Origin of the sequence: Burkholderia sp. SIMBA_062 (assembly GCF_046534765.1) — a bacterium.
Lineage (GTDB): Bacteria > Pseudomonadota > Gammaproteobacteria > Burkholderiales > Burkholderiaceae > Burkholderia > Burkholderia ambifaria.
Map to the genome: position 1 here is coordinate 60,281 of NZ_JAWRYD010000032.1, position 20,977 is coordinate 81,257.

Below are 20,977 nucleotides of genomic sequence, written 5' to 3' on the forward strand. Positions count from 1 at the left end.
GCGGCGATCGTCGTAGTGCGGCCAGCGGGCGCGCACCTTGTCTCGGAACGTCGTGCTCACGGGCGCGCTCCCTCAGGTACGCCGAGCACGTGCTACCCAGCTCTCGCGGGCGCCGCGCCGGTAGTCCTCGAGCTCACTCCAGTCCGTGACGCCCTGCGCGTGCCAGTCGACTCGCTCGTGATCGAGACCATAATGATCGAACAGCATCTCCACGGCGGAACGGTTGGCCCAGCCCATTAGTCCGCTCTGGCGCACAGTGGCGCCCGGCGCCGCGGCGTCCTCGTACAGCAGCACCAGATTGCCGGTGCGGCTGCGCTCGCTCGGCAGCACGTCATTAATCCACCCATGCATTCGCGTGAACATCGAGCGTTTGCCGAAGCCGCCTTGCTGCATGTTGCGCACGAACGCGTTGACGCGGCGGTTGCGCAGGCGCTCGCGAAGGTTCCAACGCTCGCGCGCCACCCAGGTGTCGAGGATGAAGGCACCCGGCGCGATGCGGCCGATCTCCCGCATCACGTCGACATGCTCGATCAGGTGGCTCAGCACGCCGAAGCAGAGGATCGTGTCGAAGCCACCCGGTTCGACCGAACGCAGGTATTCGACGAGATCGCCGGCCACCACGTCGTAGCGTTCACGCGCATGGCCGCCCTGCGCCAGATTTACCCGCGCGGCGTCGACGTGACTTTCGCGCGCCTCCACGCCTACTACCTTCGCAGCGCCGTGCGCGAGAGCAGCGTGCATGAAGCGTCCGTCGTGGCTGGCGAGATCCAGCACACGCTTGCCACGGAAATCCTGCGCATAACCGCTGATCAGCACCTTCGCGCGCCAGTTCAGGCGCTGTGCGACCGCCCGGACGGTGCTGGAGGCAAGGTAGACGGAGCCGGAAAAGTCGACGCCGGACTGCATGGTCGATGGATTCATGATGGCATTCAGATTCAGGTAGGAGGACCACGGCCTCGCGGCCGTGGCGCAATCTGTCGCGCGTCGCGCGACCTTGTCAGGCAAGCTCGGCGGCCGTGGCCTGTTGGTGAATCACGCCGAACGGCACGTCGCCGCGCACGCACACGCGCCGCGCGAACCGCCGGCCGGTGCCGTAGTCGTCCACAGCGGTATGCATCGTGCAGCGGTTGTCCCAGAGCGCGACGTCGCCATTCGACCAGTGCCAGCGCACCGTGAACTGTGGCTTCTCCATCTGCGCATACAGATGGTTCAGGATCGTCGCACTCTCGTCGGAGTGGAAGCCCGTCAGATGCGAGGTCATGAAAGGATTGACGAACAGGCACTTGCGGCCGGTCTCGGGATGCACGCGTACCACGGGATGCTCCGCGCCGAACAGGTTACTCAGGTCGATATCGGTGCGGCCCTTGCCCTGGAACGCCCCAGGGCGTTGCGAATACTGCTCGGTGGTCATGTCGTGCACCGCGCGCTGGCCCTCAAGGAAGGCCTGCATGCCCGGCGACAGACTCTCGTAGGCCGCCTCGAGGTCGGCCCACATGGTGTCGCCGCCGCTTGCCGGTGTCTCCATCACGCACAGGACGCCCAGCGCGGTCGGCGCCTTCGCGACGCTCAGATCGGTATGCCAGATCGACGCACGTCCGCTCGGCACGTCGCCGTCGAACACCGTCACCTCGGGGCGCCCATCGGCCTTGGCCGAAAACGAAGGGAAATTCGTCTCGAGTTCGCCGAACAGGCGCGCGAACTCGATCTGCGTTTCGACATCGAGCGCGGGCTGGTCGGTGAAGAACAGCACCTTGTGACGCAGCAGCGCCGCGCGGATCTCCTCGACACCGCCGTGCTCGACGATGCCGGCCAGCGTACGGTTGCGCACTTGGGCGCCGATGGTGCCGCTCAGCGGCCTCAGGTCCAGGGTGGTCATGTGGTCAGCTCCTTGTGGTGTCGGGGTGTCGACCGCAGTTGCGATCGGTTGGCGCGGGCGGCGCGGCCTCGAGATCGAAGCGCTCGAGCGCGAATCGGTACAGCTCGATGTCGAAGCGATTGGTGTGCTCGACGTGCTCCCGGCAGCTCGGGCTCAGCGTCAGGTCGCGCGCGTAGCTGCCTTCGTTGCGCCGCTGCACGCCGGCTGCGGGCCACTCGAAGCGCGAGGAGAACCGTCGCATCGATTCGTCGAAGCGCTCGGTCAGGCCGAACGCCGCGAAACGCTCGACGAGGTTGTGCTTGGCCATCTCCAGGTGCTCAGGCCCGACGCGGTCGCGGGGCGAGTCGAAATGCGCGCCCGATATCGCCCGCACTTGGGCGTTGTCGAGATCGATGCTCGCGTCGCTAGCGAGGAAGCGCTCGAGTCCGATGCGGCGCTGAAAAAGATACGCGTGCAGATAGTTGAGCGGCTCCTTCAGCGCGTAGAAGTAGTACGACACGAGCCGCGAGACCGGCTCGCGCAGTAGCGTCACGTAGCGGCTGCCGCGCTCGCTGTCGTCGAAGCCGTACGGGAAATGGCCGCGCAGCATCGCGTACGAGGCCTTCTCCGCCTCGTCGAGCGCGCGATACGCATTGATCCGGCCGTTCACCACCGGATGTTCGTCGTCGACGTAGAACTTCGCGATCCTGGCACCTGCATGGAGTCGGTCGAGATGTTCACCGAATGCCGTGCCGGCCGTGCGCGGGATATGGACGAAGGCGATGCGGGATGCCGACGCGGTCATGCCACGACCTCTGTGCGCGTCGCTTGCTCGGCGTCGCGCCATACGTTGCCGAGCGAGCGCGCCAGCGCGTCGGGACAATCGCGCAGTAGGTAATGACCGATGCCGGCGTACTCGACAAGGCGCACCTGCCGGCCGACGTTGAGCCAGTCCGCGTGGCGCTGCGCGTAGCCCTCCACCAGCGGGTCCTCGGTGCCCACCATGCACCACACCGGCACGTCGAGCACCTCCAGCGCGCCGGCCTGCATCTCGTCGTTCAGATGATCGTAGTAGACGTCGGCGAGCCAGCTGTCATAGCGGAAATCGTGCAGGAAGAATGCCTGCTCGTCGGCCTGGGCCGGCAGCGTCGCGCCGACGCCGCCGAGGAACGAGAAGATCTGCTCGTCGCTGCGGGTGTCGCGCTTGCCGTGACGCATGCGCATCAGCGCGCCGCCGACGCAGAGTGCGCGCAGATCGGCCTTGCGGCGCGCGAGTTCGCGTGCGATCGCGATCGCCAGCGCTGATCCGTTGCACTGCGCAAACACGATCACCGGCAGCGTCGTTGCCGCCAGCAAATCGTCGGAGACCTGTTCGGCCAGGCGCCGGATCTCGGCCAGCAGGGCCGCGTCGTCGCTCACCGGCGTACGCGGCAGCTTCACCGCGAACAACGCGAGGTCGGCCTCGTGCTCGCCCACCGCGCGGCTCGTATCGACGAAGCTGACCGGGCCGCCGGCCGCGTTGGCCACGCACACCAGCACGGCCTTCGCGCGGGCCGTGTCGCCCGCCATCAGCACCACCGAACCAGACTCGGCGGGCGCACGCTCGAGGTGGTCGGCCAGTGCCTCGATGCTCGGGTGGTCGTAAATGTCGGTGACTTCGAGCGGCGCACCGTACTTGGCCGCGATCCGGATCGCCTTGAACGAATCGCCGCCCAGTTCGAAGAAATCGTCGTGAATGCCGAAACCGTCATGGCCGAGCACTTCGGCGAACACCTCGGTCAGCCGACACTGCACCGGCGTGCCCGGCGCGACACGCGCCACGCGCGACGGCTCGTGACGGAATTCCTCACGCAAGCGGTTGCGGTCTATCTTGCCGCTCGGCAGCTGCGGCAGCGCCGCCTCGAAGCGGAACACCGACGGCACCATGTAAGGCGGCAGCTTCGCCTTGAGCGCCTCGACGATGGCGTCGCGCTCGTCCGCCTCGCGCGGCACCACGTATGCGCACAAGAACGCGTCGCCCCGTTCGGGCTGGATTACCAGCACGGCGGCCTGACGCACGGCCTTGATCGCACGCAGGCTCGCCTCCACCTCCTCGAGCTCGATGCGCATGCCGCGCACCTTCACCTGCCGGTCCCTGCGGCCATGGAACATCAGCACACCGTCCTCGCGCATCACACCGAGATCGCCGGTTCGGTACAGGCGGCCCTTGTAGCGATCCGGAAACGGACTGTTCACGAACGCCTTGGCGGTAGCCCCGGCCATGCCCACATAGCCGCGCCCCACGCCCACGCCCGTCACCACGATCTCGCCGCGCGTGCCGATCGGCACGGGATTTAACTGCTCGTCGACGATGTAGATGTCGAAATTGGCGAGCGCGCGGCCGATCGGCACCGGATTCTCCAGTACGTCGCCAGGCGAAATCAGATGATGGGTGATGTCGTCCGACGCCTCGGTGGGCCCGTAGGCGTTGAATACGCGCGTGTGCGGCATCAGTGCAAACCAGCGGCGCAGCAGCGCGGCATCGATAGTTTCACCGTTGACCATCAGGTAGGTCATCGCATCGGGTCGCGGCAACCCGGGATGCTCCTCGAGGTGTTCGACGAGCGCGAGCAGGTAAGTGGGCACCACCTCGAGAATCGTGATGCGGTCGTCGTGGAGCCGCCGCAGCAGCCCGTCGATGTCGTACACGGTGTGATCGTCGTAGACGAAGGTCGTACCGCCCTGCGTCAGCGCGATGAACATCTGCCACACCGATACGTCGAAGTTCATCGACGCGTTCTGCGCAACGCGGCCCTGCGCGTCGATCTGCATGTCGCGCGCTTTGTTGACGATGTTGTTGAGCATGCCGATGTGCTCGATCATGGCGCCCTTCGGCTTGCCGGTCGAGCCCGAGGTGAACAGCACGTAGCTGAGGTCGTGCCCCGACACGTGCACATCCGGATTGTGCTCGATGGTCGCATCGGAAGCCGCCAGTTCGTCGAACACGAAGCGGCGCACACCGGCGCATGCCGGCTCGGCGGCCGCCACAGCGGCGTCGGCGATCACGACCGTCGCGGCGGCCGATTCGAGCATCTCCTGCATGCGCTGCCGCGGCAATACCGGATCGATCGGAATATAGGCCGCGCCGATCTTCCAGATCGCCAGCACGGCGACCGCGAGGCGGTCGCTGCGCGTGATGCGCAGGCCGACCAGCGAATCAGCGCCGAGTTCGGGACAGGCCCGCATCAGGCGATTAGCGAGCCGGTTCGCGGCGCGATTGAGTTCGTCGTAGGTGTAGCGGTGCCCGTTGCAGACGAGCGCGCACCGCGTCGGCGTTTCGACCGCGTGATCCTCGATCAGGTGCGGCACCAGATTGCGCCCGAGGCGCAGCTCGCCCTGCCGGCAAGTGCGGCTCAATCCCGCACCGGACGCCTCCGGCGGGGCCCCGCCCGTAAGCAAGGCGCCGACGGGCTGCTCGAGGTAGTCGGGAATGCGGTTCAGTGCCGCGTTCAGATGGTCGGTCATGATCTCGATGTCCTTGATGTGGTACCGCGTACGATCGAATGCAATGTCGAATTGCAGGCGGGCGCCGGGTCGTACCGTCACGGTTAGCCCGTAGTGGGTTTCGTCGATGAAGTCATAGTCGCGCACGCCGAGCGCCGCGCGTGCGTCGGGATCGGCCGCCGGGTAGTTCTCGACCATGAGCAGCGTGTCGAACAACGGCTGCCCGGCGCGCACGCCCGATTCGCGCTGGATCTCGACGAGATCCAGCAAGGCATGGGATTCGCGCTCCACGTGCTGCGCATGGACCGAACGCAACCAGTCGCCCAGCGCCGCGTGCGCGTCGATATCGACGCGCGCCGGCAGCGTCGTGATCAGCGGTCCGACCATCGCATCGATTCCAGACAGTTCGACATCACGCCCAGACGTGGTGACGCCGAACAGCGGCGAGGACTGCCCGCCGTGACGCCCGAGGACCAGCGCCCAGGCCGCCTGCAGCATGATCGCGAGCGTCACCTTGGTGCGCCTCGCCGCCTCGGCGAGCCGCCGCGTGCCGGCTTCGTCGAGCGCGCGGGTCACGACCGCAGCATCGGACGGCTGCGCCTCGAGGCCGGCCTGCTCGATGGAGAGCACGGTACGCGAGGTGCACGCGCCGAGCTGCTCGCGCCAGTAGCGCCGGTCCTCGTCGAGCGGCTGGGCAGCGCGCCATGCCACGAATTCTCCGAACTGCACGGGTACGGGCAGCATCGGCTCGTGACCGGCTTCGAGTGCCGTATAGGCCCGCGCCAGATCGGCCCAGATCAGCTGCAGGCTCCAACCGTCGAGGATTGCGTGGTGATAGGTCCATACGAAGCGGCAGCCGACATCGTGCCGGATCACCTGGAAGCGCATCAGCGGCGGTTGGCCGAAGTCGAACGGCGCCACGCGATCAGCGAGCAGTAGCGCACGGAACGCCGCTTCGCGCGGGTCGGCGGCAAGGCCGCGGTGGTCCACCTCGCGCCACGACAGCGGCGCCGAGGCGGCCACCAGTTGCAGCGGCTGCTCGCGCTCGAAACCGACGAAGGCAGTGCGCAAGGCCGCGTGACGCGCCACCACCGCCTCCCAGGAGCGCCGCAGCAAGGCGACGTCGACATGCTCGCCGAGCGTCATGTGTACCTGGTTGACGTAGGCGCTCGCGTGATTCGGCATCAGGCTGTGAAATACCATGCCCAACTGAATCGCAGTGGCCGGATACAGTGCATCGAGCGCCGGCTGACTTCCGTGCCAGCGCGCCAACTCGTCGCGGCTCACGCGGGCGAGCGGGAAATCCACGGGCATCGGACACCAGCCTGATTGCGCGGTGCAATGAGCGGCGATCTCGCACAGCGCCGCCTCGAAGCAGGCGCCCAGTGCCTCGATGTCGGCCGCGCCGAAGCTCTCGCACGAGTAGTCGATCTCGAATCGCAGGCTGCCGTCCTCCACCCCACCGTTGATGCCGAGCCGGTGCTCGCGCGCTCGCTCGGGCGTAATGTCGTCGCGAGATGCCGTGCTCAGCACACGGATGTCGGCCGCCTCGTCGGCGCTCACGTCGAACTGGCCGAGGTAGTTGAAGACGATCTCCGGCGCGGCCTGTGCCGCGAGCTCGGCCAGCTCGGCATCTGCCGCGAGATGGCGCAGCACGCCGTAGCCGATGCCGTGCCGAGGTGTGGCGCGGTACTGCGTCTTAACCGCGGCGATCGTCGCGGCCAGATCGGGTGCGCCTTCCGATTCGGGCAGCGCGAGACGCTGCGGAAAATAGCTGGTGAACCAGCCGAGTGTTTCGCCTAGCGCGGGCAGCTCGACCTCGGGCAGGTAGCGCGCGAGCGCTTCGGTCTCTCGGCCGTGCCCCTCGAGCGCGACACGCAGCGCATTGAGGCCGCGCCAGCGCCATGCCGCGGTCAGCAACCCGGCCAGCAGCAGTTCGATAGTCTGGGTGCGATAGGCGTGATGCGTGCGCGTGAGCAGCTCGCGCGTGGTTTGCGCATCGAGCGAGACCTCGACGATGCGCGTGGTGCGCCGGATTTCCCGAGCGGGCGCGGCGCGATCGAGCGGCAACGGAGGCACCGGCTCGCGCAGCGTGCGCAGCCAGTGGTCGCGCTCGGCGAGCAAGGGCGCGCTGTCGCGTGCCGCGAGGAGCACGCGCGCCCAGGCCTGAAAACCATTGCCGCGCGGGCGGCGCTCGATGCCGCTCCGCACGCGCCATTGCGTGAAACCCCGGCGCAGGTCGTCGAGCAGCACCCGCCACGACACGCCGTCGATTACCGCGTGATGCGCGACCAGCAACAGCCGGCCACGCCGCGCTTCGCCGCGTACCAGCGCCGCGACGAACAGCGGTCCGCCGGCAAGCCCCACGGCGCGCCGCGCGGCGGCGAACAGCGCCTTGGCGCTTGCGCCATCGGGCGCCTGGCCGGCGTCGTCATGGCACATCAGCCGTGCACTGTCTTCGTACAGCGCCGGCTCGAGGAAGGTGGCTCGCCAGCCCGACGCATCGCGCGCGAACCGCAAGCGCAGTGCGTCGTGATCGGCCACCAGCGTCTCGAGCCATGCCTCGAGAAATGCCGGCGTGAGTTCGGGCGGCACGTCCAGCAACCGCGATTGCTGATAGTGATCCACGTGCACCTCGTCGAGCGCAAAGAACCCGTGATGGATCGGTAGCAAGGGCATGTCGTGCGCACTGGGCTGCACGGTGACCCGGTTCGTGGCGTGGCTGGAGTCATGGCGGGCGTTTGCAGCCAGCAGTTCAATGGTCGGGAAGCGGAACACGTCGCGTGCTGAAAATGCGATTCCGTGGTGGCGCGCACGCGCAGCCACTTGGATCGACAGGATCGAATCGCCCCCCAGCTCGAAGAAATTGTCGGTCACGCCGAGCGTCGGTGCGCGCAGCAACGCGCGCCAGATCTCCCACAGTGTGCGCTCGGTCGCGTTGCGCGGGGCGAGCGCGTCGCCGGCGTCGGATACCAGCTCCGGTAGCGGCAGAGCGGCAAGCGCACGGCGATCGAGCTTACCCGTGATTCCCTTGGGCAACGCCTCGACGAAGCTGAACGCGCCCGGCACCATGTATTCGGGTAGGCTCGCCCTCAGCGTGCCCACCAGCGCCTCGCGAGCGGCCGCCGAATCGAACGCGCCGTCACACGGCGCGGGCGTGACATGTGCCACCAGTTGCGCGCGGCCGTCCTCGTCGCGACGCACCGCCACGGCTGCCTCCGCAACGAACGGATGGGCGTTCAGGGCCTTCTCGATCTCGTCAAGCTCAATGCGGTAGCCGCGGATCTTGACCTGCTGGTCGATGCGGCCCAGAAATTCGATGTGGCCGTCGTGGGTCCAGCGCGCGAGATCACCGGTGAGATAGATCCGCCCGCCCGGCGTGAATGGATCCGGCAGGAAGCGCTCTGTGTTCAGCGCATCGCGATTGAGGTAGCCGCGCGCCACACCGGCGCCGGCGATGTGGAAATCGCCCGGCATGCCGACCGGCACCGGCCGCAGCATCCGGTCGAGCACGTGCACGCGATAGTTGCCGAGCGGCCGCCCGATCGGCACGCGTGCGCTCCCGAGCGGCGCCGCATGCGAGTAGGCGGTGGCGAACACAGTCGCCTCGGTCGGGCCGTAGACGTTCTCGATCGCCGCGGGCCGCAACACGTCGAGCGCGGTGTTGGCCAGCGGGACCGGCAGTTCCTCGCCCGCGACCAGCACGTAGCGAAGTCGGTGCTGCGCGCGGAAACGCAGGTCCGCGGCGGCTTCCCGCACGAACAGGCGCAGCATCGACGGCGTGAAATTGACGTGCGTGACGCCGAACCGGCACATCGCCGCCATGATCAGGTCGGGCGACCCCTCCTCGCCGGGCGGCAGGATCGTAAGCGAGGCATGGCCGACGAACCAGCCGAACAGCTCCGGCACCGAGACGTCGAACGCGTAGTTCGTCTTCAGCAGGTAGCAGTCACCTTGGCCCAGCGGATAGCGGGCCTGCACCGCGTCGAGCAAGTTCGTCACGTTCGCGTGCGTGACGGCCACGCCCTTCGGCTGGCCGGTGGAGCCCGAGGTGTAGAGCAAGTAGGCGGTGGCGTCGGGCGCGACGGCCGGCATCACGCGCACTGCGCCCGGCTGCGGGAGTAGCGGCGCGGCATCGAGGCACAGCGTCTCTATCGCGTACGAGGCGAAGCCCGCGCGGAAGATCGGTTCGACCGTCAACAGCAGCGCTGCGTCACTGTCGCGCAGCATGAACTCGATCCGCTCGCCGGGCAGACGAGGATCGATCGGCAGATACGCGCAGCCCGCCCTGAGGGTGGCTAGTATCGCCACCAGCATCTCGAACGAACGTTCGAAGCACAGCGCGACATGACGCGGTGCGCCGCCCGTCACGGCAAGCACCTGGCTGGCCAGCGCATCGACGCGCTCCCCCAGTTCGGCGTGGGTCAGCACCGCGTGTCCGAGGCGTAACGCGGGAGCGTCGGGCACGCTGCGGCGCCGTGCCTCGAAACGCTCGTGGATCAGCGCGCTGCCGTGCGCCCCGAATGCCGTCGCATTCCACCGTTCGATCCGGGCGGGATCGCCAGGCGGAGTGCAGGCTAGCGTCGCGACGCTAGCCTGCGGCGCGGCCGCTATCTCGCCGAGCAGCACTTCGTACTGTTCGAGCATGCCCGCGATCGATGCTGGCGCGAACAGCGCCGTGGCATATTCGGTCGTGCAGGCCAGCCCGTCGGCCTGATACGCGATCTCTAGACTCAGATCATACTTGGCCGCGCCGGCGTCGTGAGGCACCGGCGCCGGCAGGTCGCCCTGCTCGCCGTCGTGCCGCTCGTTGTGGAACTCGAACATCACCTGGAACAGCGGCGTATGGCCGGTGCCGCGCGTCACGCCGGCCAATTCGATCACCTCGCCGATAGGCAGTGCGCGCCGTTCGTACGCCTCGAGGGTGTCGCTCGCCACCCTGGCAAGCAAGGCGCCGAACGGCTCGTCGTCGTCGACGGCGGCGCGCAGCACGACAGGGTTGGCGAAGTAGCCGACCTTTGCGTCGTCGCAGCCGCTCTCGCGCAACGACATGGGCGTGCCGAGCACGAACGAGGCCTGTCGGCTGTAGCGACGCAAGAGGATCTGCCAGCCGGCCAGCAGCACCATAAACAGCGATGCCCCGTACGCAGCACCGACCGTGGCGAGCCGCTCCGCCAGCGCGACGGGCAGCCGCCGCGCGGCGACCGCGCCGACGCCGTCGCGCACGGCCGGACGCGCGAAATCAGTCGGCAGATCGAGCAGATGCGGCACGTCCGCGAGCCGGGTGCGCCAGTAGTCGCGCAGCGCCTCTGTGGCCGGCCCGGCCAACGGCTGCGCTGGCGAGCCGATGTTCGGCATGTCCGGCGACAACGCACCATCATCGCCTGCGTCCGCGGCCGCGCCAATGCCGCCGCGAGCACGATAGCCATCCACAATCTCCTGCATGACGATCATTCGCGAATGCGCATCGAATACGATGTGGTGCGCCACAAACTGCAGCACGTCGCCGTCCTTGCCGAGTCGATGCAGGCGCACGCGGAACAGCGGACCGGTATCGAGCACGAAGCGCCGCCGCGCGAATGCCCTGAGTGCAGCACGCAAAGCCGCATCGTCGGCCGGCACCACGGCCGCCTCCGACCAGTCGAGCTCGATCATGTCTAGAATGCGCCGACGAAGAGCCACGCCCTCGCCGTGAAACGTCGCCCGCAGCAGCGGATGGCGTGCCGCGATCGACGCGATGGTGCGGCGCATCCGCTGGGAATCGAGACGGCCATCGCGCATCGCGTCGAAGCGCAATGCGAACGACAGATGGTAGGCGGCGCCATCCTGAACCTGCTCGGCCAGCCACATGTCGCGCTCCGTCGCCGAGGCCGGCGTGTCGCAATGCATAGCGGCCGTGGACGGACGCGCGGTATCGCGCGTCGTGCCGTGCGTCGCGCGCTGCGCATCATCATGTATCGCGTCGCCTGCGTTCTCGCGTGGCAAATCTGGCGCGGCCGCGGTCCGCTCGCCGAGCAGCGACAGCTCGCGAAGCGATGCGCAGCTGAGCACGTCGATCCGCCTCGCGTCCGGCACAACGCATTCACGCACGATACGCACCAGTAGGGCCGGCGCGAGCGTCTGCACGGTGCGCTCGAAGAGGTACTCGTCAGGCTCCGTGCCGGTCATGCCGAGATGCGCCGCCAGCCGGCTACGCAGTGCCGCGACCCGCTCAATCGCGTTGATGCTCCCTGACTTGTCCATCAGTAGTCCTATTTGACAGATGATCCATCCGACCCTTGCAGAACGGCTGCACAACCTCAGCCCGGTACGCGCTCGCGTTGCGGCAGCACAAGGGTTTCGGCGAGCCGACGCACGTGGCGCCGTAGCTCCGGCACCGCCGTGGCCTCCCAGTCGCGCGCCTGCAGCAACGGACCAACGTAGTAGAGCCAGTCCGAGGCCGTACCGCGCGCATCCAGTACAGCTCCGCTGTCGGCGACGGCGAAGCCCATGCCGATCGCGTCACGCTTGATCAGCCCGTCGGCGTGCAGGCGGCCGAACAGTGAGTCCGCCGCGTCGCCGAAGTCGGGCGCCGGGCCGGTGCAGTTGATCACGGCCGCGACGCCGAGCCGCTCCGGCGCATCCGAGCCGCGCCGCCGCACGGCCACTTCCACGCCATCCGCCCGCCATTCGTAGCCGGTCACGCGTCCGGCGATTAGCTTCAGCGCGCCGCGCTCGAATTCGGCGTGCAGCCGGGCAGCAGGCTCGGGCGCGCAGCGATGACGGTGCACGTCCCAGTAAGCCCGCAGGTGGCGCAGAAAGCGGCGGCGCTCGCAATCGGCGAGGCGACGCCACAGCAGCGGCGTGGCCTCGCGGATCGAGCCGATCACATCGCGCCAGTCGCGGCCCGCGCATGCCGCATCGACCAGTGCCTCGCGCATTACCCGCAGATAGTGGCGAACCTCGGGCCGCGCCAGCATCTCCGCCGCCAGCCGTCCGTCATAGTGCGGCGGTGCATCCATTTCGCGATGCGCTTGCGGCAGCAGGCCGTGGCGCGACACCACGCGAATCGGCGCCGTGTGTCCCCGCGCGCGCAGGCCAAGCACCACGTCGACCATGGTCAGCCCGCTACCGATCAGGAGTACCGGCGCCGCGCCGTCGATGCCGCTCAATGCTCCGGACCGCCACGGATCGCTCACGTAGCGCCCGCGCTCCAGGACCTCGCGCGGGACGCTGGCCGCGGGCGGATCGCCCCGCATCTGGTTGCCGTTGCTAATCACGATGCAATCGGCACGGATCAGCTCGCCGTCGGCCATCGTGATCGCGGGAGGCCGCTCGCCGTCCGGCGGAGCGATGGCCACCGCACTTCCGACCACGCTGCGAACCGTCACGCCGTCGCCGGCCCGCTCGATGCTTTCGGTCAGGCGAGCCTCGAGATAGTCGCCGTAGATGCGGCGCGGCACGAAGCTCGCCCGCGTATGGCGTGCGTCGCGCTGCTGCGCGTAACGATAGAAATCGTCAACGTCGGCCTCGTCGGCGCTCATGCGCCCGGCGGGAACGTTGAGCAGGTGATCGAGCGTGCGCGTGCCGTATGCCACGCCCCGCGCCATCGCGCCTGAGCGGTTGATCAGCAGCAGCCGTAACGGCCGCACCGGGGGGGAGCGCAGCCAGTGCATCGCCAGCGTCGCGCCGCAAAAACCCGCGCCGATAATCGCAATTGTCGTCATGCCTTCCTCGTGTCGATTCGAAAGCAGCGGAAAAATCGCTCATGCCGCTTTGCCCGAAGCCGTCCGGGTCCCCAGCCGACTAGCGGGTCGCCAAGGCCTGAGGCGCTTGCCAGCCGCCGCCGAGCGCCCTCGCGAGCCGCACCACGGTATCGGCCTGCATGCCGCGGATGCGGGCCGCCTCGCGATCGCTAGCCAGCGCCGCGCGTTGCGCCTCGATGACGTCCAGGTACGTGACCATGCCGTTTCGATAGCGCGCGCTCGCGAGCGCCAGCAGCCGCTGCGCGTGGTCGACAGCACTACGCGACTGCTGCGCTGCCGCGTCCAGCACGTCCAGGCCCGTCACGGCGTCCTGCACTTCTTGGAATGCCGTCAGCACCGCGGCGCGATAGCGCGCCTGAGCCGCGTCATAACCGGCGCTCGCGAATCTCTTGCGAGCAGCGCGCCGGCCGCCGTCGAACATGGTCTCGCCGATTGACGCGCCGAGCGACCATACGAGGCTCGGTACCGTTGCGAGCGTGGCGAACTGCCCGCTCTGCCAGCCGATCGACGGCGACAGCACGAGGCTCGGGAAATACGCGGCGCTCGCCACGCCCACGCGCGCGTTGGCGGCCGCCATCGCACGCTCGGCGGCGGCCACGTCGGGACGCCGCTGCAGCAGCTCGCTCGGCACGCCGGTGGGAAGCACCGGCAGCGCATGGGCTTCGCGATTCGGCTCCAGTGAGAACTGCGGCGCGGGCTCCCCGACCAAGGTGGCGATCGCATGTTCGTAGCGGGAGCGCTGCGTCGCGAGCAGATGCAGTTGCACACGCGTGGCGTCGAGGTCAGTTTGCTGCTGCAGCACATTGAGTTCGGAAACCTGTCCGAACTTCCGCTGCTGTTCGACGAAGTCGAGCGCCTTCTGCTGCCACTCGATCGAATGAGCCACGATATCGCGTTCCTCATCGAGGGCGCGCAGCGCGAAATACGCCGAGGCGAGCTGCGCGGTCAACGCAAGCCGTGCATTGGCCAGGTCGTCGGCCGACTGCTCCGTGTCTGCCGAGGAAGCCTCGACCGAACGGCGCACGCGTCCAAACAGGTCGACTTCCCACGACAGCCACGCGCCTGCCTCGAAATCGTTCTGCACCGTGGAGTCATTCGGCGAGTCGTATTCGGTCAACGGCCGATTGGCCGAGATGCGCCGGCGCTGCGCGGCAAAGCCTACGCCTGCTTCCGGCAACCGCACCGAGGCGGACTCCGCCAGCAGCGCCCGGGCCTGATCGTAACGCGCGGCGGCCTCGCGCAGCGTCTGGTTGCGATCAAGCATGCGGTGTTCGAGTTCGTCGAGCTCGTCGATGCCGAACGCCGTCCACCATGCGTCGTCGAGCGAGGCGCGCGACGGCACGGCCGGGTGCCAGTTAGCGTATGCCGGATCGATCTTCCATGCGTCCGGCACGGTCACCGCCGGCTGTTGATAGTCCGGCCCGGTCGCGCAGCCGGCAAGCGCGACGGCGAGTGCGGCGCCACACCACAGCGCACCCGCGCGCACCAGCCGCGCGAGGCACGGGCCCCCAGCCGGGCCTGTTGCCCGATGGGTCACGGATCGATGCGTCGTCATTGCGATGCTCCCTCAGGGACGGACGGCGCCGGCGGGTGCGGCGCATCCTGCGTCGGCAGCACCAGCCATTTCGCCAGCGTGGCGACCAGCGCCATCAACAGCGCGGAGACAAGAAAGACAAGCCGGATCGACGTGGTAGTCGCGACCAGCCCCCAGAGATAGCTGCCGATCGCCATCCCGCCGACGATGCACGAGTGGAACAGCGACAGCGAGCGCCCCGCCACCCAGGCTGGCGACGCGGTCTGGATCGTCAGGTTGTAGGTCGACACCACCACCACCCAGCTGCCGCCCGCCATCACGAGGCCGGCAAGGGATACGAGTTGCGTCGGGCTCCACGCCGCGATCGCCATGCCCCCAGCGAAGCTCAGCGTGCAGAGCGCGAGCAGCGTTTCACGACCGAGCCACATGCGCAGCGCGGCGCCGCCGAGGGCGCCGGCGGCCGCGCCGGCGCCGAACGACCCGAGCAAGACGCCGTAGGTGGCCGCGTCGCCCCCAAAGCGCAGCCGCGCGAACAAGGGCAACAGTGCCCATACCGAGCTGCCGAGAAAACCGAACGCGGTGCTGCGCAGCAGCGCGGCGCGCAGGCCGGCGTTGCCGAAGCAATAGCGTAAGCCCTGCCCGAGCATCGCCGCCAGCGGTTCGTGACGACACTCGCGCGCCACGCCGGTGCCGCGGACCGCGCGTGCGAGCACGCCCACCAGCCAGGCGCAGGTCAGCACGCTGAATCCGAACGCGGCCTGCGGCGATAGCGTCGCCACCACGAACCCACCGAGCGCCGGGCCGGCCGTGCGCGCGATATTGAGCGAAAAGCTGTCGAGCGCGATGGCCGCCGACAGCTCGCGCGCCGGCACCTGCTCGGTGACGGCCGACTGCCATGCCGGCTGGAACATCGCGCCGGCGCACCCGCTAAGGAAGGTGAAGAAAAGCAGCCACACCGGCGTCATTACGCTCCACGCCGCCAGCAGGGCCAGGCACAGCGCGGCGCTCAGCATAACCGACTGCGATACCAGCATCACGGTGCGGCGATCCCAGGCATCCGCCGCCACGCCCGACATCAATGCGAACAATGCGATCGGCAGTGTCGAGGCGGTCTGCACCAGCGACACCATTGCAGGCGACGGCGCCATCGACGTCATGAGCCAGGCCGCCGCCACGGTCTGGATCGATCCGCCGACGTTACCGATCAGGCTGGCGCACCAGATCGTCCTAAACGCAGGATAGGCGAAGGGGCCGCGCAGCACAGTGAACCACAAGCGCCGCGCGGGCTGCCCGGCCATGCCAGGCGGCAACTCCACGAGTTGGGTATCGGACTTGGCGCGCGATTCGAGCAGATCGCTCATTGCGACTCCAGCAGATGCGTGGCCAACGCCTCGACCGTCGGATGGCGGAACAGGTCCGCCAGTTGCGCATTGATCTCCAGCTCACGCCGCACACGTCCCAGTAGCTGGGTGCCGAGCAACGAGTCACCGCCGAGTTCGAAGAAGTTCTCGTCGATGCCCACTACCTCGAGCCGCAGTACGTCGGCCCAGTAGCCGGCCAGCGCGCGGTGCAGCGGTGTGCGCGGCGCCTTGCGCGCGGCGCCCGGCTCGGGCGGGCGCAGGACCGGCAAGGCCTTGCGATCGAGCTTGCCATTCGGCAACAGCGGCATCTCGGCGAGCGGCACGATCGCCGCCGGCACCATGTAACCCGGCAGCCGCGCGGCCACGTGCGCGCGCAACGCCGATACGTCAGCGGCCGGATCGGCTGTGACCACGTAGGCCACGATCGAGACCGAGCCGGCAGGCGTGTCGGTGCGCGGCAACACGACCGACTGCCGGACGTCCGGATGCGCGGCAAGCACGGCCCGCACCTCGCCAAGCTCGACGCGCATCCCGCGGATCTTGACCTGATCGTCGACGCGAGCGAGATGCTCGTAGCAGCCGCTCGCGTCGCGGCGCAACACATCACCCGTGCGATAGCGGCGCGCCTTGCTCTCCGGCGCCTCGTGGAAGCGCTCGGCGCTCAGCTCAGGGCGGTTCCAGTAGCCGAGCGCGACGAACGGGCTGATGATCGCTAGCTCGCCCTCGCTCGCTCCCGGCTGCCCCTGCGCATCGAGCAATGTGGCCTGGATGCCCGGCACGGGCCTGCCGACCGGCAGACGCACCGCATTCGCATCGACTTCGAGATCGGCTACGTATTGCAGCGCGGTGGTGCATTCGGTCGGGCCGAGGCCGTTGATGAGGCCGCACTGCTGTCCGCCATGATGCGCCACCAGCGCGACGTCGCCGCCGACCGCGGCCTCTCCGCCCAGCACCACCCAGCGCAACGCGGCTGGCCGGGCGAAGCAGGGAAACGCGGCGCGCAGCACGCTCGGCGTCGAATGCCAGATCGTGATGCGCTCGCGCACCAGCCACTCGCCGATGCCGTCCACGCCGCGCCGGCGGACGTCCCAGAGATGCAGGCTCGCACCGGTGAGTAGCGTCGCATGGATGTCCATCACGGAAGCGTCGAAGCCGTAATATGGCAGCAGCGTCATGCGATCGTCTCGCTCGAGTCCGACCGACGACGCGTAGCAGGCCGCGTGGTGCAGCACGTTGCGGTCGCACTGCATCACGCCCTTGGGCACGCCCGTCGTGCCCGAGGTGAACAGCAGATAGCTGATCGCCTCGGGCCGCCGCGCATGCAGTGGCGTGCCGGCCTCGGGCAGTGAATCGTCGTCGATCACGCACACGGCCAGTCCGAGCGAGGCGGCCAGCGCCGCATGCTCGGGGGCCGCAAGCACGATCCGGCAGCCGCACTCCTGCACCACGGCCTGCAGATGCGTTAGCGGATGATCGGCGATCAGCGGCACATAGAACTTGCCCGCGCCTAGCACGCCGTACAGCGCCGCGATCATCGGTGCGCCATGAGCATAGAGCAGCGCGACCGGCTCCTCGCCGGCATCGCCCGCGGCCAGCAAGGCCGCCGCGACGCGCGAGGCGCGCGCGGCGAGTTCGCCATAGGTCCAGCGTCGCCCGCCGTGCTCGACGGCGGGCGCATCGGGGTGCAGCGCGGCAATCTCGGTGAAGCGCGCCGTCAGCGAGTCCGCCGTTGCAATCGCCTGAGCCGAAGCGGTCGAGAAACGTCGGGCGAACGAGTCCCCTGAAGCCCGGTTCGGGTCATGCTTGTCGGCCAAGTCGTGCTGGGTCATTATGGCTCTCGCTAGTAGTGCGGAATCGGGCGAAGCCGCGCTCAGGCAGCGGCTACTTCGGCATCGCCGGTGCGCGACGCAGGCCGGAACAGCCCTTCGTAGTGACGACTCAGACACAGGGCCGCGGCCTCCACGTCCATCTCCGTGGTGTCGATGTGGATACGTGGCGCGCGCGGTATTTCGTATCCCGAATCGATCGCGGTGAACGAGGCAATCAGCCCGGCGCGCGCGCGCCGGTACAGCCCCTTCGGATCGCGTGCCTCGGCCACCGATGGCGGTGCGTCGACGAACACCTCGACGAAACGCTCGGCGCCGATGATCGCGCGCGCGGCGTCGCGAAATGCCTGCTTCGGGGAAATGCACGACACGATCACGACTCGGCCGGTGTCCGCCATCAGCGCCGCGACTTCGGCGATGCGCCGTACATTCTCCGCGCGATCGGCGTCGCTGAAACCGAGGTCGGCGTTGAGTCCGCTGCGTAGCGCATCGCCGTCGAGTATGGTGGACGGCCAGCGTCGCGCGCGCGCATGCTGCTCGAAGCGCGTCGCGATAGTCGTCTTGCCCGCTCCGGAAATGCCGGTCAACCAGAACACGAGCGGTACGATGGTGCCGTGCGCATCGGCTCGAAGCGGCGCGGCGAACCACGAGGCGGCCTCGCCGTCGACCAGCGGCACAGCCTCGCCGATATCGTCCAGCACCACGTCAAGTGCTTCGCCCGGCAGGAGCTCCACGCGCTGCGGCAACCAACCGATGGCTCGGGCACGCCCAACCACGATGCCGTCGTGAATTAGTTCCTGGGTCCACACCACGGCGTCGGCGCAGCCCGGCTGCTCCGCACGCAGTGTCAACGACGCCCGCGCCTGAGGCACCGCGGCAACCCCATCGGGCTGCCGCGCTCGCGGCTGGCATGGTTGACAGGTCAGGAAGGACATGGGCGAATGCAGGGGACGCAGGCACTCGGCGTTCAGGCGCTCGCGCCCGGGCGGTGCTGCGGCGATGCGCTCGAGCGCCGGCTCGAAATCGACCGAGTAGCGCGCCCCGAGCTCCTGGGCACGCGCCTCGAGATCTGCATCGAGGCGGTTCGCATCGCGCCATTCCACCAGTTGCGCGCTGTAGCAGACGGTGTTGGGCAATACCGAGGCCCGCGAAGCGCCGAAACGCTCGAGTAGACTTTCGAGCCGTCGGCCGTAGTGCAGATCCACGCCGTTCGCGCCGATCTTCACGGGGCCGAGCAAGAGATCGAAACGCGCAGCCTGCGCCGCCAGCGTCGCCTCGTCCGCAAATGCGAGCCGATCCGCGAAATCGTCGTGCTGCGAGCCGATCCGCGTGACAGGCGCACCGCGATCGCACAACACCGTCACCCGAGCCGCGCCGTCACGCAGCGCCTGCAACCCTGCCGCGCCCGAACCGCTCGCGTCGAGTACACGATGCGCCGCCCCGATCACGCGTCGCATGCCGCTCGTCGCGGCGATCGGCAGATCCGCGGCGCACAGGAATTCATGGCATGCGCGGATCAGGGGAATGCCACGTCTATGCTCTCTCATAGCACGTTCGTCTTTGGATTGTTTTGTCCCAGTACGCGTATCGCGGATACACGCACCCTCGGAATGGCTTTCGTCTTTTTTAAATCGCTAACGTACCGAATCGCTTGAGACGTTTCTCAAGCAGACATCTTATACCTCACTTATTCCGAATATACAAATCCATATTCCTCTCACTCATAATATGGGAATCATCAGTTCCGCCGCGTCATTGTTTCTCTGTCAAATCTAATCGCGCCAACAAAATAAAAAAACGAAACATCTAGTCGGGAGTACTATGCTAAATATCCTCAATTCGCGTAACCTCAGTGACGAAAACTTCACGAGGAAATTTCCGTACCGATTCATCGGCCTTTTCATTGACAAAATCGAAAAGGTGCTGTTGAATTCGTTAACTCGAAGTGGAAGCAGACGGCATCGGCGTCCCGCGAAGTGGGCCAGACCTCATCGTGCCTAGATCCGAGCGAGGTGTACGCGACACCTGCGCGCGGATCGTCGAAGTCATCGTCGGCCTTGCGGATGAGAGAGCACGCGCAAGCCGGATCAACCAATAACGGAGAGCGCTCGGGCCTGCCGCACTCGCAGCGACCGGCAGGCCCGGCGAACAGTAGAAGGGCGCGACATGAATTCCGAGATTCATCGATGTGCAGATGCGACAAATCCCAGTGTGGTGCTGCTTCCGCCCGAGATCCTTCTTCCCACCGAAGACGTCCCGGCCTCGCGCTTCGAGGAAGTCAGCGAGCATCTGCTCGCGGTCGGCGTCCGGCAGCCGATTCTCGTCGAGCAGGCGTCGCTAGTTGTCATGGGCGGGCACCATCGTCGCGTTCGCACTGGCGAACGGGTTTGCCCGTGTTTGTTCCGTGCGTGCTACTGTCCTACGCCGACGTGAGCGTGGAATCGCGCCGCGAAGACTTGCGCGTCACCCCACATCGCACGCGGATTCGAGGGCCGTCTGTATCCGGCAAAATCGACACGCCAGATCATTCCCGATACGGCAAGGATTTTCTGTCATTTCCCTCTCGAAAAACTTAGATACTCCTGACTTTTTCGGTTTTGTCCTCGACCTCGTTAGATTTACCCAACGCGAAATTGAGCGCAATTCGCCCATCCGCTCGAATTTTTAATCCGGCGGAGGCTTGATCGTTATCGATTGATTTATTCAGATACCACATGAAATTCGAATCAATCGAACAGATAATCAACGATCGTATATTCCTGCGACGCAATGAATTCGCGGCGGGCAGGCAGGTTTATCTGAAACTCGAGGGATTCAATCGCGGTAGTTCGATGAACATCAAGACTGCGTTGGCACTGGCATTTCTACGAGGTATGCATCCACGACGGCTCGCCCGACCATGCAGCCGCGTTCGCGCGGAACTTCAGTGCTCGCGACGCGTATCCGGTGCGGACCTGCAGCGCCGCGCCGCGTCTCGCGCAGCAGCACTACGAACGTCGCGATTTCGTATCGGCCACGATCGGCCAGCGTATCCTCGGCAAACTGTGCCTCGACCCAGGAACGCCGGTGACCTTCACGCCGTTCGGCCTAGGCGTGCTGGATCTCGCGGTATCGATGTTCATCTACGTGCGCGCGCTGGCCGAGGGCGGATAGCACACGATCGCCGATTTCTT

At 67.4% G+C, this 20,977-nt stretch carries 11 protein-coding genes; 2 read left to right on the forward strand and 9 right to left on the reverse strand.

Going from position 1 to position 20,977, the window contains the following annotated elements; translation table 11 throughout:
• Positions 1-72: 72 nt before the first annotated feature.
• The 9 genes from SB786_RS28045 to cysC all read right to left on the reverse strand — a co-directional run bounded on the left by SB786_RS28045 (position 73) and on the right by cysC (position 19,285).
• Entirely contained in the window at positions 73-921 is an 849-nt protein-coding gene (locus SB786_RS28045) for a class I SAM-dependent methyltransferase (protein WP_410730317.1), read from the reverse strand.
• Positions 922-997: 76 nt separating this feature from the next.
• Complete coding sequence (locus SB786_RS28050; RefSeq protein WP_410730318.1) at positions 998-1,876, reverse strand: TauD/TfdA dioxygenase family protein; 879 nt, start codon at positions 1,874-1,876, stop codon at positions 998-1,000.
• A gap of 4 nt (positions 1,877-1,880) precedes the next feature.
• Positions 1,881-2,660 (reverse strand): sulfotransferase family 2 domain-containing protein, encoded by a 780-nt coding sequence (locus SB786_RS28055; protein ID WP_410730319.1) that lies wholly within the window; start codon positions 2,658-2,660, stop codon positions 1,881-1,883.
• Positions 2,657-11,581: an amino acid adenylation domain-containing protein gene (locus SB786_RS28060; RefSeq protein ID WP_410730320.1), complete on the reverse strand. Its 8,925-nt coding sequence runs from the start codon at positions 11,579-11,581 to the stop codon at positions 2,657-2,659. The genes SB786_RS28055 and SB786_RS28060 overlap by 4 nt, the downstream gene beginning before the upstream one ends.
• A gap of 56 nt (positions 11,582-11,637) precedes the next feature.
• On the reverse strand, positions 11,638-13,044 hold the full coding sequence (locus SB786_RS28065; RefSeq protein ID WP_410730321.1) for an FAD/NAD(P)-binding protein: 1,407 nt from the start codon (positions 13,042-13,044) through the stop codon (positions 11,638-11,640).
• A gap of 79 nt (positions 13,045-13,123) precedes the next feature.
• Positions 13,124-14,569 carry an efflux transporter outer membrane subunit gene (locus SB786_RS28070; RefSeq protein ID WP_410730322.1) on the reverse strand — a complete coding sequence of 482 codons (1,446 nt, stop codon included), beginning with the start codon at positions 14,567-14,569 and terminating at the stop codon, positions 13,124-13,126.
• Positions 14,570-14,634: 65 nt separating this feature from the next.
• Positions 14,635-15,915 carry an MFS transporter gene (locus tag SB786_RS28075; RefSeq protein ID WP_410730340.1) on the reverse strand — a complete coding sequence of 427 codons (1,281 nt, stop codon included), beginning with the start codon at positions 15,913-15,915 and terminating at the stop codon, positions 14,635-14,637.
• 59 nt (positions 15,916-15,974) lie between these two features.
• Positions 15,975-17,807 carry a non-ribosomal peptide synthetase gene (locus SB786_RS28080; protein ID WP_410730341.1) on the reverse strand — a complete coding sequence of 611 codons (1,833 nt, stop codon included), beginning with the start codon at positions 17,805-17,807 and terminating at the stop codon, positions 15,975-15,977.
• A 41-nt stretch (positions 17,808-17,848) separates the two neighbouring features.
• Positions 17,849-19,285 carry an adenylyl-sulfate kinase gene (gene cysC / locus SB786_RS28085; RefSeq protein WP_410730342.1) on the reverse strand — a complete coding sequence of 479 codons (1,437 nt, stop codon included), beginning with the start codon at positions 19,283-19,285 and terminating at the stop codon, positions 17,849-17,851.
• A 685-nt stretch (positions 19,286-19,970) separates the two neighbouring features.
• Here cysC and SB786_RS28090 point away from each other — a divergent pair.
• A complete protein-coding gene (locus SB786_RS28090) occupies positions 19,971-20,237 on the forward strand; it encodes a hypothetical protein (RefSeq protein WP_410730323.1) in 267 nt (88 codons plus the stop codon).
• 513 nt (positions 20,238-20,750) lie between these two features.
• Positions 20,751-20,957 (forward strand): hypothetical protein, encoded by a 207-nt coding sequence (locus SB786_RS28095; RefSeq protein WP_410730324.1) that lies wholly within the window; start codon positions 20,751-20,753, stop codon positions 20,955-20,957.
• Positions 20,958-20,977: the final 20 nt, after the last annotated feature.

What these genes read in the sequence shown, in the direction of transcription:
- SB786_RS28055 (WP_410730319.1), bottom strand. Translation starts at nt 2,660, where the DNA reads ATGACCGCGTCGGCATCCCGCATCGCCTTCGTCCATATCCCGCGCACG.
- SB786_RS28090 (WP_410730323.1), top strand. Translation starts at nt 19,971, where the DNA reads ATGAATTCCGAGATTCATCGATGTGCAGATGCGACAAATCCCAGTGTG.
- SB786_RS28045 (WP_410730317.1), bottom strand. Translation starts at nt 921, where the DNA reads ATGAATCCATCGACCATGCAGTCCGGCGTCGACTTTTCCGGCTCCGTC.
- SB786_RS28060 (WP_410730320.1), bottom strand. Translation starts at nt 11,581, where the DNA reads ATGGACAAGTCAGGGAGCATCAACGCGATTGAGCGGGTCGCGGCACTG.
- SB786_RS28050 (WP_410730318.1), bottom strand. Translation starts at nt 1,876, where the DNA reads ATGACCACCCTGGACCTGAGGCCGCTGAGCGGCACCATCGGCGCCCAA.
- SB786_RS28075 (WP_410730340.1), bottom strand. Translation starts at nt 15,915, where the DNA reads ATGGCCGGGCAGCCCGCGCGGCGCTTGTGGTTCACTGTGCTGCGCGGC.
- SB786_RS28080 (WP_410730341.1), bottom strand. Translation starts at nt 17,807, where the DNA reads ATGACCCAGCACGACTTGGCCGACAAGCATGACCCGAACCGGGCTTCA.
- SB786_RS28065 (WP_410730321.1), bottom strand. Translation starts at nt 13,044, where the DNA reads ATGACGACAATTGCGATTATCGGCGCGGGTTTTTGCGGCGCGACGCTG.